The organism is Paractinoplanes globisporus DSM 43857 (assembly GCF_000379645.1).
Lineage (GTDB): Bacteria > Actinomycetota > Actinomycetes > Mycobacteriales > Micromonosporaceae > Actinoplanes > Actinoplanes globisporus.
Genome location: NZ_KB903318.1, coordinates 22,138 through 38,390, shown reverse-complemented (window position 1 = coordinate 38,390; position 16,253 = coordinate 22,138). Strand labels below are relative to the sequence as shown.

13 protein-coding genes and 7 tRNA genes are annotated in these 16,253 nt (G+C 67.2%); 9 read left to right on the top strand and 11 right to left on the bottom strand.

The features are described from left to right. Positions 1 to 85: 85 nt before the first annotated feature. From A3CQ_RS0132195 to A3CQ_RS0132175, 5 genes are all read left to right on the top strand, one after another. Positions 86 to 700, top strand: a complete 615-nt coding sequence (locus tag A3CQ_RS0132195) for a TetR/AcrR family transcriptional regulator (RefSeq protein ID WP_026206436.1) — start codon at positions 86 to 88, stop codon at positions 698 to 700. A gap of 112 nt (positions 701 to 812) precedes the next feature. Further along, the gene (locus tag A3CQ_RS0132190) at positions 813 to 1,409 is read left to right on the top strand and encodes an RNA polymerase sigma factor (RefSeq protein ID WP_020515066.1); all 597 of its coding nucleotides are present in this window, start codon (positions 813 to 815) and stop codon (positions 1,407 to 1,409) included. Continuing rightward, positions 1,399 to 2,568: a CU044_5270 family protein gene (locus tag A3CQ_RS0132185; RefSeq protein WP_020515065.1), complete on the top strand. Its 1,170-nt coding sequence runs from the start codon at positions 1,399 to 1,401 to the stop codon at positions 2,566 to 2,568. The genes A3CQ_RS0132190 and A3CQ_RS0132185 overlap by 11 nt, the downstream gene beginning before the upstream one ends. Positions 2,569 to 2,696: 128 nt before the next feature. Next, positions 2,697 to 4,277, top strand: a complete 1,581-nt coding sequence (locus A3CQ_RS0132180) for an acyl-CoA synthetase (RefSeq protein ID WP_026206435.1) — start codon at positions 2,697 to 2,699, stop codon at positions 4,275 to 4,277. Between the two features lie 107 nt (positions 4,278 to 4,384). Beyond that, positions 4,385 to 6,310 (top strand): YncE family protein, encoded by a 1,926-nt coding sequence (locus A3CQ_RS0132175; protein ID WP_020515063.1) that lies wholly within the window; start codon positions 4,385 to 4,387, stop codon positions 6,308 to 6,310. A 16-nt stretch (positions 6,311 to 6,326) separates the two neighbouring features. Here the strand turns inward: A3CQ_RS0132175 and A3CQ_RS0132170 are convergent, their stop codons facing one another. Continuing rightward, complete coding sequence (locus tag A3CQ_RS0132170) at positions 6,327 to 7,007, bottom strand: SDR family NAD(P)-dependent oxidoreductase (RefSeq protein WP_026206433.1); 681 nt, start codon at positions 7,005 to 7,007, stop codon at positions 6,327 to 6,329. A gap of 37 nt (positions 7,008 to 7,044) precedes the next feature. On the opposite strand from A3CQ_RS0132170, the gene A3CQ_RS0132165 reads away from it, so the two are divergent. Next, entirely contained in the window at positions 7,045 to 8,100 is a 1,056-nt protein-coding gene (locus tag A3CQ_RS0132165; protein WP_020515061.1) for an FAD-dependent oxidoreductase, read from the top strand. A gap of 377 nt (positions 8,101 to 8,477) precedes the next feature. Next, a complete protein-coding gene (locus tag A3CQ_RS0132160; protein WP_026206432.1) occupies positions 8,478 to 9,065 on the top strand; it encodes a DinB family protein in 588 nt (195 codons plus the stop codon). A 138-nt stretch (positions 9,066 to 9,203) separates the two neighbouring features. Here the strand turns inward: A3CQ_RS0132160 and A3CQ_RS0132155 are convergent. The 7 genes from A3CQ_RS0132155 to A3CQ_RS61200 all read right to left on the bottom strand — a co-directional run bounded on the left by A3CQ_RS0132155 (position 9,204) and on the right by A3CQ_RS61200 (position 10,364). After that, a tRNA-Val gene (locus tag A3CQ_RS0132155) sits at positions 9,204 to 9,276 on the bottom strand. 64 nt (positions 9,277 to 9,340) lie between these two features. After that, positions 9,341 to 9,414, bottom strand: a tRNA-Pro gene (locus A3CQ_RS0132150). 25 nt (positions 9,415 to 9,439) lie between these two features. Then, a tRNA-Leu gene (locus A3CQ_RS0132145) sits at positions 9,440 to 9,514 on the bottom strand. Position 9,515: 1 nt separating this feature from the next. Then, positions 9,516 to 9,591 (bottom strand) — tRNA-Thr (locus tag A3CQ_RS0132140). 145 nt (positions 9,592 to 9,736) lie between these two features. Continuing rightward, a tRNA-Thr gene (locus A3CQ_RS0132135) sits at positions 9,737 to 9,809 on the bottom strand. 70 nt (positions 9,810 to 9,879) lie between these two features. Next, positions 9,880 to 9,953, bottom strand: a tRNA-Leu gene (locus A3CQ_RS0132130). A 273-nt stretch (positions 9,954 to 10,226) separates the two neighbouring features. Further along, positions 10,227 to 10,364 carry a hypothetical protein gene (locus A3CQ_RS61200; RefSeq protein WP_020515059.1) on the bottom strand — a complete coding sequence of 46 codons (138 nt, stop codon included), beginning with the start codon at positions 10,362 to 10,364 and terminating at the stop codon, positions 10,227 to 10,229. A gap of 363 nt (positions 10,365 to 10,727) precedes the next feature. On the opposite strand from A3CQ_RS61200, the gene A3CQ_RS0132115 reads away from it, so the two are divergent. Both A3CQ_RS0132115 and A3CQ_RS0132110 read left to right on the top strand, forming a co-directional pair. Further along, positions 10,728 to 12,446 carry a choice-of-anchor D domain-containing protein gene (locus A3CQ_RS0132115; RefSeq protein WP_157296637.1) on the top strand — a complete coding sequence of 573 codons (1,719 nt, stop codon included), beginning with the start codon at positions 10,728 to 10,730 and terminating at the stop codon, positions 12,444 to 12,446. Between the two features lie 332 nt (positions 12,447 to 12,778). Beyond that, a complete protein-coding gene (locus A3CQ_RS0132110) occupies positions 12,779 to 13,324 on the top strand; it encodes an ankyrin repeat domain-containing protein (protein ID WP_342663711.1) in 546 nt (181 codons plus the stop codon). Here A3CQ_RS0132110 and A3CQ_RS61195 read toward each other — a convergent pair. From A3CQ_RS61195 to A3CQ_RS59540, 3 genes are all read right to left on the bottom strand, one after another. Next, positions 13,286 to 13,398 (bottom strand) — tRNA-Ser (locus A3CQ_RS61195). The genes A3CQ_RS0132110 and A3CQ_RS61195 overlap by 39 nt on opposite strands. Before the next feature lie 139 nt (positions 13,399 to 13,537). After that, the gene (locus A3CQ_RS0132105; RefSeq protein ID WP_211216723.1) at positions 13,538 to 14,272 is read right to left on the bottom strand and encodes a hypothetical protein; all 735 of its coding nucleotides are present in this window, start codon (positions 14,270 to 14,272) and stop codon (positions 13,538 to 13,540) included. Then, positions 14,259 to 15,938, bottom strand: coding sequence for an N-6 DNA methylase (locus tag A3CQ_RS59540; protein WP_211216722.1), 1,680 nt, complete (start codon positions 15,936 to 15,938; stop codon positions 14,259 to 14,261). Before A3CQ_RS59540 ends, A3CQ_RS0132105 begins: the two co-directional genes overlap by 14 nt. Positions 15,939 to 16,253 lie beyond the last annotated feature (315 nt).

The window sequence follows — 16,253 nt, the reverse complement described above, 5'->3', positions numbered from 1 at the left end:
TCTCCCTCGCATTACAAGACGAGACGGTCTCGTCTTGTGTTCGACCATAGCGAGACGAGACGGTCTCGTCTAGAGATGGCGTAGGATGACGCTTGTGACCGGCGTCCCCAACCAGGCGAAGCGACAGGCGATTCTCGAGGCGGCGACCGAGGCGTTCCTGCACTCGGGCTACGCGGCCAGCGTCGACGAGATCGCCGCGGTCGCCGGCGTGGGCAAGCAGACCGTCTACCGCCACTTCGGCGACAAGCAGGCCCTGTTCCTGGCCGCCGTCGCCGCCGCCCGGTCCGCCACGCCGGAGGCGCCCGCCGAGCTCGACGCTGCCCTGCCCGACGATCCGGTTGAGGGCCTGACCCGGGTAGGCGAGCAGATCCTGGCCGCGGCCCTGTCCCCGACGGTGGCCGCGCTGCACCGGCTCACCATCGCCGAGATCGGTAACCATCCCGAGCTGAGCGCCCACTGGGGCGATGGCACCGACCCGTTCATCGACGCGCGGCTGGCCGCCTGCCTGCGCCATTACGACGAGGCGGGACTACTGGCGGTCCCCGACCCGTCCCGCGCCGCGCGCCAGTTCGCCTACTTGCTGATCACGGAGGGGCGCATGGCCTCCGCGTACGGGACAAGGAATTTGACCCTTGAACAGCGTCACCGGATCGCCGCGGAGACCGCCGACCTGATCGCTCGCGCCCACCGCCCGGCCTGACTCCCGACGCGGTACCCGCCCGGCCGACGCGTACGAGGATGAAGACGAATCGCTCCTCGCGCATAGACAGGTGTGGAGGGTAACCCGACGACAGGAGCTCGACGTGGCTGCGGTGACGCGGGCGGCGGCCGGAACCGACGCCGATACGGACGCCGCGGTCATTCGCGCGTCGTTGGCGGATCCGGACCGGTTCGCGCTGATCTATGACCGGTACGCCGCACGGCTGTACCGCTACGCGTACCAACGGGTGGGTCCCGGCATCGCCGACGATGTGGTGGCGGAGGCGTTCCTGGCGGCGTTCCGCGGGCGGGCGTCCTACGACCTCGACCGGCAGGACGCCCGGCCCTGGTTGTTCGGCATCCTCACCCGGGAGGTGGCCGCCCACCAGCGGCGGGAGCAGGCACGCTACCGGGCTCTGGCCCGCTCGACGCACGAAACCGTGCAGGACGGTCCGGCCGACCAGGTGGCGGCCCGGGTCGCGGCCGGCGCCGCGCGGGGCCCGCTGGCCGACGCCCTGGCCGGCCTGGCCCCGCGCGATCGCGACGTGCTGCTGCTGGTGGCGTGGGGGCAGCTCAGCTACGACGAGGTGGCCGACGCCCTGGACATCCCGCCGGGCACCGTGGCGTCCCGGCTCAATCGGGCCCGGCGCAAAGTCCGCAAAGTATTGAGCGAGTTCGACCCGACCATGGGGGGCGACGATGAGATCTGACCTGTCCATTCTCGAGGAGCTCGGGGCGAGTCTGGCCCCGGCCGAGGACCAGCCGCCGGCCGACGTCCGCCATCGGGTGATGACCGGCATGCGGCACCCGGTTGGCCGCCCGCGGCTGCTGAGCCGGCTGGGTGGCGTACACCTGGCCTGGAAGATCGGTGCACCGACCGTCGCCGCCGCAGCGGTCGCGGCAGTCCTGGTGGCGGGACAGCCGGGTGGCCGGCCCACCCCCGCACCGCCCGTCCCCGGAGCGGGCACCCGGGCGGGGGCAGGTGCCGCGCCGAAGACTCCGCCCGGTGCCGAGCAGGTGTTGCTGCTGGCGGCCCAGCACGCGGCCGCCACCCCGACGATGAGCGCCCGGCCGAACCAGTTCCTGTTCATCGACTCCGTCGAGGTCGAGTCGAGGATCGACGTGAAGGGCCGGACCACGGTCTCCGGGCCACTGCGCACGCGGACCTGGCTGTCGGTGGACGGCACCCACGACGGGCTGGTGACCCAGGAGGCGGGGTCGGGAAAGGCGCCCACCCGTACCCACCTCGACGGCTGCAAGAACGGACGGCAGGCCGAGACGATCGACCGGCCGGAGACCACGCCCAAGGTCGCGTGCACGCCCGAGCCGGCCTATCGGCCCGGCCGCGTCCCGACCGACGCGGACGACCTGCTGGCGTACGTGTACTCGGTCGCGGCCGCCGAGCCGGAGTGGGTGTCCGCCGGCGCCGGCAAGGACCGCATGCCAACCGGATTCGTCCGGCTCTCCGACGACCAGCGCGCCTTCAGCGAGATCGCCGAGATGCTGTACAAGAACCATCTGCCGGCCGTGCAGCAGGCCGCCTTCCTGGCCGCCAGCCGGATTCCCGGCGTGCAGCTGCGCCACAACGCGACCGATGCCGCCGGCCGGGTCGGCGTCGCGGTGACCCGCACCGAGGCGGGCGCACGGCAGGAGCTGGTCTTCAACCCCACCACCTACCAGTACCTCGGCCACAACATCATCGCGGCCGAGTTCGACCTGGCCGGCGCGAAGGTGGTCCGCTCCCCGAACATCGGCAAAGGCTCCGCCGAGTTCTGGCCGGGACCGCGTCCGAAGCCGGGTGCGGTGATCTACAAGTCCGCGCTGCTGCGGATCGCCATCGTGGACAAGGCGGGGCAACGCCCCGGCTGAATTCTTCTCTCGTGCCCAGCCCGCCTCCCTTGCCGTGACCGAGCTCACTCGTTTACGGTCACGCCACACTGTTGGGGGATCCCTGCTCGCTTCGCACTCGACCGCCGCCCCTCGAACAAGGGCTCCGAATGATCGAGCATTTACGCGCTGTCCTGCGCATGCACCAGATCGGCATCGTCAATCTGCTGCGTCCGCGACGGCTGCTGCGCGCGGCCGTCAACAACGCCCGGCTGGGCCCGCAGGCCGCCCTGATCATGAAGGCGGCCGCCGAGTGTCCGGACGCCCCGGCGGTGACCGACGAGCGCGGCACGCTGACCTACCGAGAGCTCGACGAACAGTCCAACGCCCTGGCCCACGCCCTCAAGGAGCTCGGCCTGCCGGACCGGTCGGTGGTCGGGGTCCTGGCCCGGGACCACCGCGGCCTGTTGCTGGCGATCAGCGGCACCGCCCGGGCCACGCTGCGCCTGGCGCTGATGAACACCGGCCTGGCGAAGCAGCAGTTCGCTGAGGTGGTGGCCCGGGAGAAGGTCCGGGTCGTGTTGTACGACAGCGAGTTCGCCGACCTGGTCGAAGGCCTGCCGGACGACATCCCTCGCTACCTCACCTGGGGTTCCTCCGCCGGCCCGTCCATCGACGAGCTGATCGCGGCACACCCGGTCACCCCGTTGCCGTTGCCCGACCGGCCGGGCGGTTTCATCATCCTCACCAGCGGCACCACCGGCCTGCCCAAGGGTGCGCCGCGCACGAAGGTGTCGCCGCTGGCCAGCGCCCTCATCGCGGACCGGATCCCATTCCCACGGCAGGGTGCCGCGGTGTTCGCCTCGCCGCTGTTCCACAGCACCGGCTTCGGCGCCTGGACCGTCGGGCTGTCTCTGGCCAACCACGCCGTGCTGCTCCGCCGTTTCGACGCCGAGGCCATCCTCCGGGCAATCGCCGAGCACCGGGCACAGATGCTGGTCGCGGTGCCCACCATGCTCACCCGGATCCTCGCCCTCGGTCCGGAGATCATCAGCAAGTACGACACGTCGTCGCTGAAGACCGTCTTCGTCGCCGGGTCCGCCCTGGCGCCCGAGCTGACGAGCCGGTTCCACGACGTGTTTGGTGAGGTGATCTACAACGTGTACGGCTCCACCGAGGTCGCCGTCGCGTCGGTGGCGCAGCCGGCCGAGGCGCGCCGGGCACCCGGGACGGTCGGCCGACCGCCGGTCACCGTGCACGTCGCCCTCTACGACGAGAACGACCGCCGGATCACCGAGGCCGGGGCGCACGGGCGGGTGTTCGTGCGTACCGGCATCCCGTTCGAGGGCTACACGGACGGGCAGCAGAAGCAGGTCATCGACGGCTACATGGCCACCGGCGATCAGGGCCACTTCGACGACGAGGGCCTGCTCTTCATCGACGGCCGCGACGACGACATGGTCATCTCGGGCGGGGAGAACGTGTATCCCGTGGCAGTGGAGAACCTGCTCGCCGAGCGCGACGACGTGGTCGAGGCCGCGGTGATCGGCGTGGACGACCCGGAGTTCGGCAAGCGACTGCGCGCCTTCATCGTGCCCACCGACTCCTCCGCCCGGGATCCTCAGGTGATCAAGGACTACGTGAAGGCGAGCCTCGCCCGCTTCCAGGTCCCCCGCGACGTGGTGTTCCTGGACGCGTTGCCCCGCAACGCCACCGGCAAGGTGCTGCGCCGCGAGCTACCCACGGATTGATCTTTCGCCCGACCGAACCAAGGTGAGCAGCCGCGTCGCGACGGGACGGTTTCGTTTCAACCGTTCGGATGATCAACATCGGTCGACGTGTGCCGTAGCGTTTCGGCGTGCGTCTTGCTCTCGCCGCCGTTGCCGCCGCCGGAATTCTCGTGACGGGCGGCGCGGCCGTTGCTCAGGCGGACACGGCGCCGCCCAGCGTCTCCAACCCGAGCCATGCGTTCTACGGTGGCCTGCTCTCGCTCGGCGACCTCGCCGTGGACAGTGTCCACAGTCAACTCATCGCCGCCGACCCGAAGAACGGCACGGTCACGTTCACGCCGTACGCCGCCGGGTTCCCAGGCCGGATGGCCGGCGGCCTGACGGGCGTGTCCGGGCTTGCGCTCTCGGCCGACTCGAAGACGCTGTACGCGGCGGTGCCGGGCTGGCGGGCGATTGTCGCGTTCTCCACCGAGACCCAGCGGGCGTTCGCACGCTACGACACCGCGGGCGTGGCCGTGTCCGACGTCGTGGTGGCGGGCGGGAAGCTCTGGTTCACCTACCCCGGCAACTTCGGCTCGGTCGACCTGGACAGCAAGGCGGTGACGCTGCACAGCTACACCGGGATTCCGCCGTTCACCAGCTACTCCCCGCTGATCGCCGCCGTCCCGGGCGCGCCGGACCTGATCGCGTTGGGCGTGGACGGCCGGGTCGCCTACGGAAGCGGTGTCGCCGTCTATGACGTCTCGACCGGAGCCGATCGGTTGGTCGCCCAGAAGTCGTCCATCGACGGCGTCGACCATCTGTACAGCATCGAGCTGTCCCCGGACGGCAGCGAGGTGATCGCCGGCGGCTCCAGCGGCGTGTTCCGGCTCTCCAGCGCCGACCTGAGCGTCCTCGGCCAGTACACCGCCACCGTCGGTACCGCCATGGATGTCGCCGCCGACGGCCGGGCGGCCCTCGCCAGCCGTACGCCTCTCGGCGCGACCGACGTCGTCACCCGTGAGGCCGACGGCGAGCATGCCTACCACCTCGCGGGCGAGATCGCGCCGAACGGCGTCGTGTGGGATCCGAGCGGCAAGCGGCTGTTCCTCGTCACCAGCACCGGCACCCTCCACTATCAGGCGCTTTACGAGCCGGTGACCACCCACATCACGTTCACCGGGCCGCACGCCGCGTACCGGAACGAGAAGGCCGTCTTCACCGGCGTCGTGTCCGGTGGGGTGCCCGCCGGCTCCACGCTGACCATCACGCGCGACGACGCCGAGCAGCAGAAGCGGCCGATCGCCACCGTGACCACCGATGCCGAGGGCCGGTTCTCCTTCACCGACACGCCGACGAACCGCGACATGAACGTCTGGAACGCCACGTACGCCGGCGACGCCGACCACCTTCCGTCCAGCGGATGGATTCCGGAGGACGTGCAGGGCGACTGGGTCGGCCTCACACTGACCCGCAACGGCACGGTCAACGCGTACGGCGCGAAGGTTGTTGTGAACGCCCACCTCGGCACCACCCGCAACAACCGGGTCGTCGAGCTGTGGGTCGACCCGGCCGGCAACGACCAGCCGAACCATCTGGTACGCAAGACGATCGTCGACGCCAACGGCAACCTGGGCATCACCGTGCCGCTGACCCGCAACGCCGTGGTGACCGCGATCTTCGCCGGTGACAACTGGTACGAGCCGCAGACGGTGCGGTCGGTGCTCTACACGAGGGTCAACGTGAGCACCGCGATCGCCAAGCCGTACCGGACGGCGTCCGGCTACAACTACTTCCACAAGACCTCGAACCCGGTCTTCACCACGACCATGACCCCGGGTTCGGGTCGCAAGCAGCGGCTCATGCTCGAGTACTACTCGGGTGGCGCCTGGCATGCGTGGAAGGCGTACACCCTGGCCCTCAACAGCGCCGGCAAGTCCGCGTACACGCTGACCGGAACCCACTCGGTGGGCGTCAGGTACCGGGTGCGGGCCGCCTACATCTCCACCACTTCGGGCGACGCCCTCAACTACACGACGTACGGCGCCTACCACTACTTCACTTTCACCAAGTAGCCCCGCCGGCGGCGCGCTACATCGACGTCACGCCACGGACCCGGTGGCCGACGGCGATGGACTCGCCCGAGATCGCCGCCGCGCGCGGCGAGACCAGGAACGCGACGACGTCGGCGACCTGCTCCGGAGTGGACTCCCCACCCCGGGCCAGCTCGACCTGGGTCATTGGGGTATCCGACACGATGCCGGGATTGACCGTGTTGACGGTGACCCCGGACCCGGCGGCCGCGTCGGCGAGGTTCTTCGCCACGATGATCAGAGCGGCGTTGCGCACCGAGCCGGTCACGTTGCCGGTGAGGAACGCGTTCTGGCCGCTCACGCCGACGATCCGCCCGTAGCCGGCTTGGTTCATCACCGGTAGGGCCGCGTTGGCCAGTCGCAGGAACGACATCGCCTTCGCGTCGATCGCGCTCAGGACCTGCTCCGGATCGGCGTTGCGGGACGGATCGAGGGTGCGCGCGCTCGGCGCCGCCGCGACCACCAGGGCGTCGAGCCGGCCGTACTGCGCGAGGACCTGGTCCAGAGCCGCCGCCACCGAGTCCGGATCGCGCGCGTCGAGGGACAGGCCGTCGGCGGCACTCCGCGAGGCGGCGATCGCCGTGGCTCCTTCCTCGCGAAGCCGCTCGACGATCGCTCGCCCGATCAGCCCCGTGCCGCCCACCACCAGAACAACATGCCCACCCAGCTCAAGATCCACGGTCCGACGCTATCAGGCGCTGATAGCGTCGGCGGCCATGAAGGTGGCAGTCATCGGTGGCGGGGTCGTCGGCCTGTCGGCGACGGTCGCGTTGCTCCGACAGGGAGTCGACGTCCACTGTTACGAACCCGGTGAACCGATGGGTGAGCGTTCCGCCGGAGACACCCGGATCTTCCGTCTGGCGCACGCCTACCCCGACATGGTGATGCTGGCCGAGCGGTCCCGGGCGTTGTTCGCCGAGTGGAGCGAGCGGGCCGGCGCCACCTTCGTGGACGAGGTCGGCACCGTGGTCAGCGGCGCCGAGGTCGGGGCGTGGGCGGACGCGATGGCCACCGCCGGCGCGGCCCACGAGCTGGTGGAGGCCGGATCCCCGCTGCTGCGCCTGCCGGCTGGTACCTTCGCCGGTCCGGCATTGATCGACCCCTCCGGCGGTGTCATCCGGGTGGACCGAGTCCGCGCCTTCTTGGTCGACGCGGTCGGCACCCGTCTTCGCCGGCTTCACGTCGATGCCATCGAAGAAACCGGGCCCGGCGTACGGGTCACGTCCGGCACCGACTCGAACATCTTCGACGCCGTCTTGATCTGCGCCGGCGCCGGCACATCCGCGCTGGCCGCCGGCGTCGGCATCGACACTCCGTCCGCGCTGGAACACCATTTCCGGTTCAGCTTCCCGATCCGCCCGAATGCGCCGTCGCCGTTGCAGTGCTGGATCACCCAGCCGGCCGGCGGCCAGCTGGGGACCTATCAGCACGTGGCCGCGCCAGGACACTGGGCGGTCGGCGGCCACATCGACCCGGAGCTGGTGTCCTGGGAGAGCGCGCGGCAGGCCGCCGAACAGGCGTCGCTGGCGGCCGTGACGGCTTACGTCGCCGAGCACCTGCCGTTCGTCGAGCCACGCCCGTTCGCTCAGGTGTACTGCACCCACAACCCCGACCTCGGCGACGGCCTTCAGTTCGTACGTTGTGGCCGGGTCCTAGCCACGTACGGCGAGAACCTGATGAAGTTCGCCCCGCTGCTGGGCGAGACGTTGGCCCGGGCCGGCGTCGACGGTTCCACACCCGCCAACGCCGGCCCTCACACCGAAGCGAACTAATAGAACAGCTCGCCCACTCTCCACGCCCGTCATTCAGTTTTGGCTTCTCCTAGTATTCGTCGCTGCCCTCGGGATCGAACCGAGCAACCCCGGATCATGAGTCCGGGCGAGCCCCTGCCGGCAGCGCCGCAGCGGAAATCGGACTTCACCGGGCCCGTCGGCGTGAACTTCGGGATGCTCAACGCCTCTGGCCAGGCCCAGGTCCGATCCACTCGATCAGGGAATGTCCCTCGAAGCCGTTTCAGGAATCCTGAGCCCTCTGCACGAAGGATGCAGGATTGCCGATCATGCTGAACGTAGACGGACTAAGTTGCTGCGCTACAAGGCCGACATCTACCAGCTGACCGCTGTTGTTGCCGCATGGCAAGCTCGTCGCCATGATCGATGATTTCGCGAAGGACTTCCTGCACGGCCGGCTCAAGACGATCCGTGAAGCGCTGCTCTGGAAGCTCGACGCTCTGTCGGAGTACAACATCCGGCGACCCCTGACGGCGACGGGAACCAATCTGCTGGGCTTGGTGAAGCATATGGCGACCTGTGAGGCCTGGTATTTCGGTGAGGTCTTCGGTCGTCCGTCCCCGGAGCCGCTGGGGCGATGGCAGGACGCGGACGGCAGCGACCTGTGGGCGACCACGGACGAGACGCGCGAACAGATCATCGACTTCTACCAGCGTGCCTGGCAGCATGCGGACGCGACCATCGGAGAGCTTCCCATCGACGGGCCTGGCCACGTGCCCTGGTGGCCGCAGCCCGACGTCACGCTGTTCGGAGTCATGATCCACGTCCTTCAGGAGACCACCCGGCATGCCGGCCACGCTGACATCCTGCGTGAGCAGCTCGACGGCCGGACCGGGCTGAGGGCTGAGTACGAGGAGGAGATCGACACGGCGGCCCGCGCGACACACTGCGCGAAAATCGAGCGAGCTGCGCAGGCAGCGGCCGACGGCGCGGCCCGGGCTGGCTGATCGACATGCTCGCGTTCACCCGCCTGCTCCTGACGGGGCGAGAACCCGACGAACTCCAGGATCTGGGCCTGGCCAGAGGCGTTGAGCATGCCGAAGTTCACGCCGGCGAGTCTTCAGTTTTCGTGAACTTCGGCAGGGTCCCCGCACCTGGGATCGAACCAGGGACCTCTCCGGTGTGAACGGAGCGCTCGTTCCGCTGAGCTATACGGGGGTTGGCGGAGGAAGTGGGATTCGGGACCGCGGCCCATATCCGTAGTGGCTTACTCCTCCGTGAGTCTGGTCGACAGGATTTGAACCTGCGGCCCCTCGGCCCCAAACCGAGCGCTCTACCAAACTGAGCTACGACCAGATACATCGGGACGGCAGGACTTGCGTACCCGCGGCGCGATTCGAACGCGCACTGTCCGCGCCCTGAACGCGGTGCCTCCTACCAGTTGGGCTACGCGGGCCTGGAGCCGACGCCCGGGCTTGAACCGGGTACCTCGCCGTTACGAGCGGCGCGCTCTGCCAGGTGAGCTACGTCGGCGTGACCGGCCCCTGTCGGGTACTGATACCCGCCTCATCGCGTCCCCCGCCGGGGACAGGTGCCGGGATCTGCTGGCCGCGCGTTGCCTGACCCTGGTCGGGGCGCCGCCTGCGCTCAGGCGTTCCTCCGCCTGAGTGGTGCGTCGAGCCGGCGGCCGGAGTCGAACCGACTGCCTCCGATTTACAAGATGGGTGCTCTTCCACGTGAGCTACGCCGGCCGGCACCCCTGCCCTGCGGCTCTTCTTTGGCCGCCGGCGACCGTACTGCGTCACGCGAGGGCAGAGTTCGTGTCCTCGGCGGGAGTCGAACCCGCACTGGCGACGTCCTCAACGTCGGGCCTCTGCCGGTTGGGCTACGAGGACGTGGACCGGGTATCGCTTCCGGTGGAACGTGCGGGGCTCGAACCCACGACCTCCGCCCTGCCGAGGCGGCGCTCTACCAAGTCTGAGCTAAGGCCCCCATCACACCCTGTTTCTCATGCCATTCCGCTGTGGAGTTCTCAAGTTCGAGGCCCTGACGGGTCTCGACGTGTCCATGCCCACACGCGTGGCGCGGGGGACGAAGCAGTTGTTCCTGAAAAGCGGAAAGGCCGCCTTCCCGGGTTCGGGAGGCGGCCTCGGCGCTGGGCGCTGGGCTCAGGCGCTGGGTTGCGCCTCCCGGTATGTGGGCTTGCTGAGCTGCTCGTCGGAGATCCGTCGCTTCGTCCCGAACGCGCAAACAATCACGGCCGGCAGCGATAGCTGCGGCTCGGTGATGGCGTGCCAGCGGTTCATCGGGAGTGCTCCTGATCGAGTTGATGTCGGCGGAAGGCGGGTAGAGGTTGCCTTCCTGCTGATCACCACGGTAGAGCACGCACCGCGCATCAGAGAACACATTTTTGAGAGCTTGCAGGCCATCGTGGCGGCCACGGACGCATCGGTGCTCCGAGGGCGTTCCGCCGGAAAGAAAAGAATCACCGCAGAGCGGGCACGACCGCTCGTCAGGCTCACTGGGCGCGTTTTCGCAGCCCGGCCTTGAACTCCGGGTCAACATCAGGTTCACCTCGGCCGAACCGTCTATTCGGGCAATTGCTTTGATCGCCGCCGTGATCTACCGTGCGTCTGCCCATTTAAGACCATCTAACGGGGGAGAAACACGTGCGACGTCTGCATGGCGTCATCATCGGAGCTGTTGTCGTTGCGTCTACTGTGGCCGGTGCACCCGCTTTCGCTGCGGAAGACCTGCCAGTGACGATCTCACCGGCGTCGTTGTCGTTCGGCGACCAGAAGGTGGGGGAGCCGGGAGCCGTAAGCACGGTAACGGTCACCTCGACAAGCAGCGAGTCGATCACGCTGGGTACGGCGGCCATCACCGGCACCGACGCCCAGGCCTTCATCAAAACGACCGACACCTGTTCCGGCACGACGTTGGCGCCGAGCGCGCAGTGCCAGATCGGAGTGGTGCCGAACGCCACGGCGGTCGGCACGCAGACCGCGACGCTGACCGTGTCGGACAACGGCACGTTGTCGAAGACCGTTCCGCTGTCGCTCGTCGGGAGCGTCGGCGCGAAGGGCGCGTACTACGCGGTCACGCCGGCACGGCTGCTCGACACGCGTAAAGGCGTGGGCGCGCCCGCCGCGATGCTCGGCACTCAGAAGTCCCTCGATCTGCAGGTGACGGGCCGCGGCGGCGTGCCGCTTGCCGGCGTGTCCGCGGTCGTGCTGAACGTCACCGTGACCGGTAGCACCGCGGGAAGCTTCCTGACGGTCTACCCGACCGGGGCCACGCGGCCCACCGCGTCGTCCATCAACTTCGCCAAGGGCTGGACCGGGGCCAACTCGGTGACCGTCGGAGTCGGCACGGGCGGCAAGGTGCGGATCTACAACGAATACGGCGCCACGCACGTGATCGCCGACGTGGTCGGTTTCTACGCGGCCGACAGCACCGTCGTTCCGTCGGCCGGAGACACATACGCGGACTACTACACGACGACGCCGACGCGCTGGATCGACACCAGGGAGGACGGCAACGCGGGCCGGCTTGGAAACGGCGATTACTACCAGCTGGGCTTTGACTTCGGTGCTGACATCAACCCGTACGTCCGGGCAGTCGCGGTGAACATCACCGCGGTCAGCCCGAACGGCAGTGGATACCTGTCGGCGTGGAACGGCCAGACGGGCGCGTTCCCGACGACGTCGACGCTCAACTACACGAGCGGGCGCAACGTTCCCAACATGGCCATCGTCCCGACCTCGCCTTGTTTCGAGGCGTGGTGCAGCGGCTTCCCTGGGATTCCCATGATCGGCGTGATCAACACGAACACGTCCTCGGCGAGTTCGTCGACCCATCTCATCGTCGACATCGTTGGCGTATACGACAACTCAGTGCCCGGCGACGGCCTTCGGTTCCAGCCGATCACTCCGCAGCGGATCACCGATACCCGCAGCGGCCTGGGGTACCCGAACTCCCTCGGGGCGGGCGTCACGGGCACCGTAGCGGCGCCCGCCAGCTTCGCGCAGGCAAACGCACTCGCCTTCAATGTCACCGCGGTCAAGCCGACCGCCGGTACCTTCCTGACCCTGTGGCCGAGCAGTCTCACCCGGCCCACGGTCAGCAACCTCAACCCGTCCTCCGGTCAAACCGTCGCGAACGCCGCGATCGTGGGGCTAGGCGCGAACAAGGCGTTCAGCATCTACAACAACGTCGGCACGACTGACGTACTCGTGGATGTTGTCGGCACCTTCCAGACCCTCGTCCCCACGGCCACGGCGAGCGCCACGGGCGCCCAGCCGCAGGCGCAAGCCCAAAGCCGATCGACCTTTGGCGGCGGTAGCCGGAACGGCACGCCGACAAACGGGATCCACCGCACCCACTGATCGCTCGACGTGAAGGCTCCGGCCGGGTCAATCCCGGTCGGAGCCTTCGTCATGAGCCCACCCGATCTTTCATGGACGACAGCAAGACGCGTTTCCTGCCCCCGAACCCGTCCATGGCACAGCTGCGCAAGCAGGCCAAGGAACTCCGGGATGCGTGCGTACGGGTAGCCCGAAGTTCACCGAGCTGGTCCGCGAGTCGCATCCATGCCTGGCCGATGGCCCGGTGGACTGGCCCCGGTTCAGCCTTGCCGACGCCCAGCTGGTGGTCGCCCGCGTTACGGGTTTCGCCAGCTGGCGGAGGCTGCGCGAGCACGTCGCGATGCTGAACCGCTATAGCGGCCGCCGCCCTGCTGGCCGCGGCCGGCGCCGAACCGAGCGTCCTGGATCCGGATGACGCGCTGATCGCCGCCTGCATGCGTGGCGACAGGCCCGCGGTGGACCGGCTGGTGACGGCCGGCCAAATACCAGCGGTCAAGACGGTGGAACCGATGATCGAGGCCGCCATCCTCGATCGCCCCGACGCCGTGCGGCTACTCGCCGGACATGGCTTCCCCGTCAACGACCCCAGGGGCTCGCCGCTGCATGTAGCGGCCCTGCTCGGCAACCTGCCCCTGGCCCGGCTCCTCGTGGAGTTGGGCGCCGATCTCACCGCTGAAGCCGTGGACGAGGGCACCCAAGGAGGATTTGCCCCGCCCGACCGGACGCCCATGGGCTGGGCCGTCTACAACAACCAGGAGGAGACCGCGGACTACCTCCGCGGGCTGACAAAGCGGCCACGTCCGCCGGAAAGGGCGACCATCGCACCGTGGGGTCTGGGGGTCGCCCCCAGGCAAATACCGTGGGCCGCCGGGGACTCGAACCCCGAACCTAAGGATTAAAAGTCCCACATGACGCGTGATCGCGAATGATCCGTCGTCCGGAAGGGTGCCTATCTGTCCAGGTGGGCACCCCCACTCCGGTTACCGCATGATCCGTTGTGTCGGTCCGTCCAGGGACGTCCGGGCACACTCCGGGCACACACGGGAGGCACCAAGTGGTGGTCTCGTAGTCCCGTCTCTTTGATGGCCTGGTGAGGGGTCGTCACCAGGAGGCTATGACTTGCGGATCTTGCCTTCGTTGGCCTCATAAAGATCGAAGTTTCGCTCAGCTATGAGCTCAACGATCTCGTCCAGCGCATCTCCCAAATTCACCTGAGTAGTGGAGTCGCTGACGTGGTAGCACTCCAAGTTCGGCTTGAACGGGTTAGCGTCGACAAGTAGCACATAGAAGCGCTCGAACTGTTCATCTCGCCCGGCTGGATCTGACCGACCAGTAAAGAGTCGAAGCCTGGGGAATGCGTTCTCGAAAGTCGACTTCCGTTTCTCGGTTCCGTCGTCCCGTGCGCCTTTATCTAGGAAGAGCAGAGCGACCAGGACGGCGTACGGAAATCGGCGGTGCAATGTGACCGCCTCCATCAGCATGTCGCCACGCCGGTTCGTTAGGTTCTTCTGATAATTTTTGGTATTGCCGTCTTTGAAAGAAATCGTCTTTACCGACATGCCGAGCAGTAGCCCGGACTCCTCCGTGGCCCAAGTTACATCGACCTTCTTCGCTCCGATGCCACCAGCTAGGCGCCGTTCGGCTCCTGATGCGCCAGCGACTTCACCGGGACCGGCGGGACGGGCTTCCCGCATACCTCGATCCCGCAACTCGTCACCGAGCGCGAGCGCTATAGCTGCCGACATATCTTCGGAGTACTTGCGCTTCGTAGCCTGTGGTGCACTATCCGCCGGTTTGGGACCGAGAGCCTTGAAGGCCTCGTCAAGCACCTGATCAATCCGCGACACGCGCCGGCCTCCCTCGTGCGATGCGGCGCTGAGATAGCTGAGCATAAGTCTCGCGTAGGGTGCGGACTCGGCTTCTGGTCATGCCGAGGGTGTCCACAAGTAGAGCATTGTCCACCAGTCTTACTGCTTCCTGCAATCCACCAGGCGTACGCAGGCGAGCCGCTACTTGCGGACGGATAGCAGCTAGCTTCTCCTTGCTCTTCTGCACAACCTCCAATGCAGGAATCGGTAGGCGGTCAGCTTCCTTTGGCTCGAGCTTGAGAATCCCGCCACCATACGGGCGGCCCACGGTTTCTGCGCCTACAAGCGTCACAGAATTGAGCGACGCTATCGATAGCAACTCCTGGCCTGCCCTGAGATGGCTCGGCTTGAGATAGAGGCCGTGGACTGAATTCAGGTTGTGGACACGCGCACGGTTGGTGCAGAGACGCGGCGTGTCTGCGTTCATGTAAGTAACGAATAGATCGGGCCGCGGGACAAGGGGAACTCGCCACCACGGCGATCGCACACGGCATTTGTACGCAGTATGAACTTTAAGGTTTTCGCCGTGTCTGATGTATTCCCAGGCCGCTGCCGAAGGCTCAGAGCCGGGGCGAAATAGCCACGTGGCCAAATCGTCCACAGATAGTGATTCGTGGAACGCCTTTGTGTAGACAAGGCCGCGAAGATGCCGGGATCCGGGAGGCGAAAGCGGCATGATGTCGTCGGAGGACAGGCCTAGTTGAGCAACCCTCGTAGGCGACAGCGTAAAGTATTTATTGTTTCCGGTCACCATCCCGAGCGTGACATCACCCCAGTCCTCCAGGACGCCGAAATCGTTCGACGTACTAGATCCGAGATACGCTTCTAGACCTTGAGCGGAGAGTAAGCCTCCGGACCATCGGCCGCCGTCTGAGTCCGGTTGCCATGGGCGCGCTACGGCGCGATCTAGATCAGCAATGTTCCGAGCCTGGTACATCTCACAAAGCGCAGCTGGTCCGTCATTGAATCCCTCAGCCATGAGGAGTACAACCTCGGCCGATACGTCCGGAAAAACGCGCTCTGTGAACATCACAAGCCGTATCTTGCGGAACCGACTGATGAGAAACCGCCGAACCTCAGCCGCGTAATTCACCGTTAGCAGCTCGGCCGGCAGGACAAGTCCCAATCGGCCACCAGGCTTGAGGAAGAGAGCGGCATGAACCGTGAACGCCGCCCACGACGAAGCTAGGTTAGTTAATGGCACTCCCGCACGCAGAGCGGCTTCTTGGGACAAGCGGCGCGAGGCACCGGTGAAGCCTTGATATCGGATATATGGCGGATTGCCCACTACGGCGTCGTAGATTGGCGTCGGATCGACTTTGAAGAAGTCCGAGGTGACAATGCGCGCCGGGTAGCCATTCGCTGCCAGGAACTCGGTAGCTCGGGAGGCGCTGTGCTCGTGCAGCTCCACGCCATGGAGTGGCGGCTCGATCGCGCTACGCGCGGGGCCAAGCGAAGCAAGGCGTCGCCCCGCCGACAACAGGAAGTCAGCGTGTCCGCAAGATGGCTCAAGAACGACGTCGCTGGCCTCGCGTATCGCCCACTTTGTCACATAATCGCATAGGCCTTGCGGGGTGAAGAACGCTCCGCGCGCTTTCCTCAACTCAGGACTGTCCGAGGATGCAAACGCGGTCACCGTTGCCACCCGCCCATCCTTGTCTGGAGCTGGTCAGGGCACCACTCAACGCGCCGAACGTCACGGTCACGAGTAGGTCATCACTGCGAACACTCGGCGTACATGCGTTCGAAGAAGGCTAGCAGAGCGCCCCCGGATCCCAGCAGGTGCCAGCGCGCCGGGATGAGTTCGTGACCTACCGCGCTCAATGCCCCGTCGGGGCGGAGTCGGGTCGATCAACTGAGCAGATCAAAGCCGCTCTCGCGGTCCATGCCGACTGCCGTGGACCGGTGTCAGCCGACAAGGTCCGACGGTCGTGGTCGCAGCTACGTCGATGCTTGAGAG

Coding starts and splice junctions, on each gene's coding strand:
- A3CQ_RS0132165 (WP_020515061.1), top strand. CDS start 7,045: ATGAAGGTGGCAGTCATCGGTGGCGGGGTCGTCGGCCTGTCGGCGACG.
- A3CQ_RS0132160 (WP_026206432.1), top strand. CDS start 8,478: ATGATCGATGATTTCGCGAAGGACTTCCTGCACGGCCGGCTCAAGACG.
- A3CQ_RS0132195 (WP_026206436.1), top strand. CDS start 86: ATGACGCTTGTGACCGGCGTCCCCAACCAGGCGAAGCGACAGGCGATT.
- A3CQ_RS0132180 (WP_026206435.1), top strand. CDS start 2,697: ATGATCGAGCATTTACGCGCTGTCCTGCGCATGCACCAGATCGGCATC.
- A3CQ_RS61200 (WP_020515059.1), bottom strand. CDS start 10,364: ATGAACCGCTGGCACGCCATCACCGAGCCGCAGCTATCGCTGCCGGCC.
- A3CQ_RS0132185 (WP_020515065.1), top strand. CDS start 1,399: ATGAGATCTGACCTGTCCATTCTCGAGGAGCTCGGGGCGAGTCTGGCC.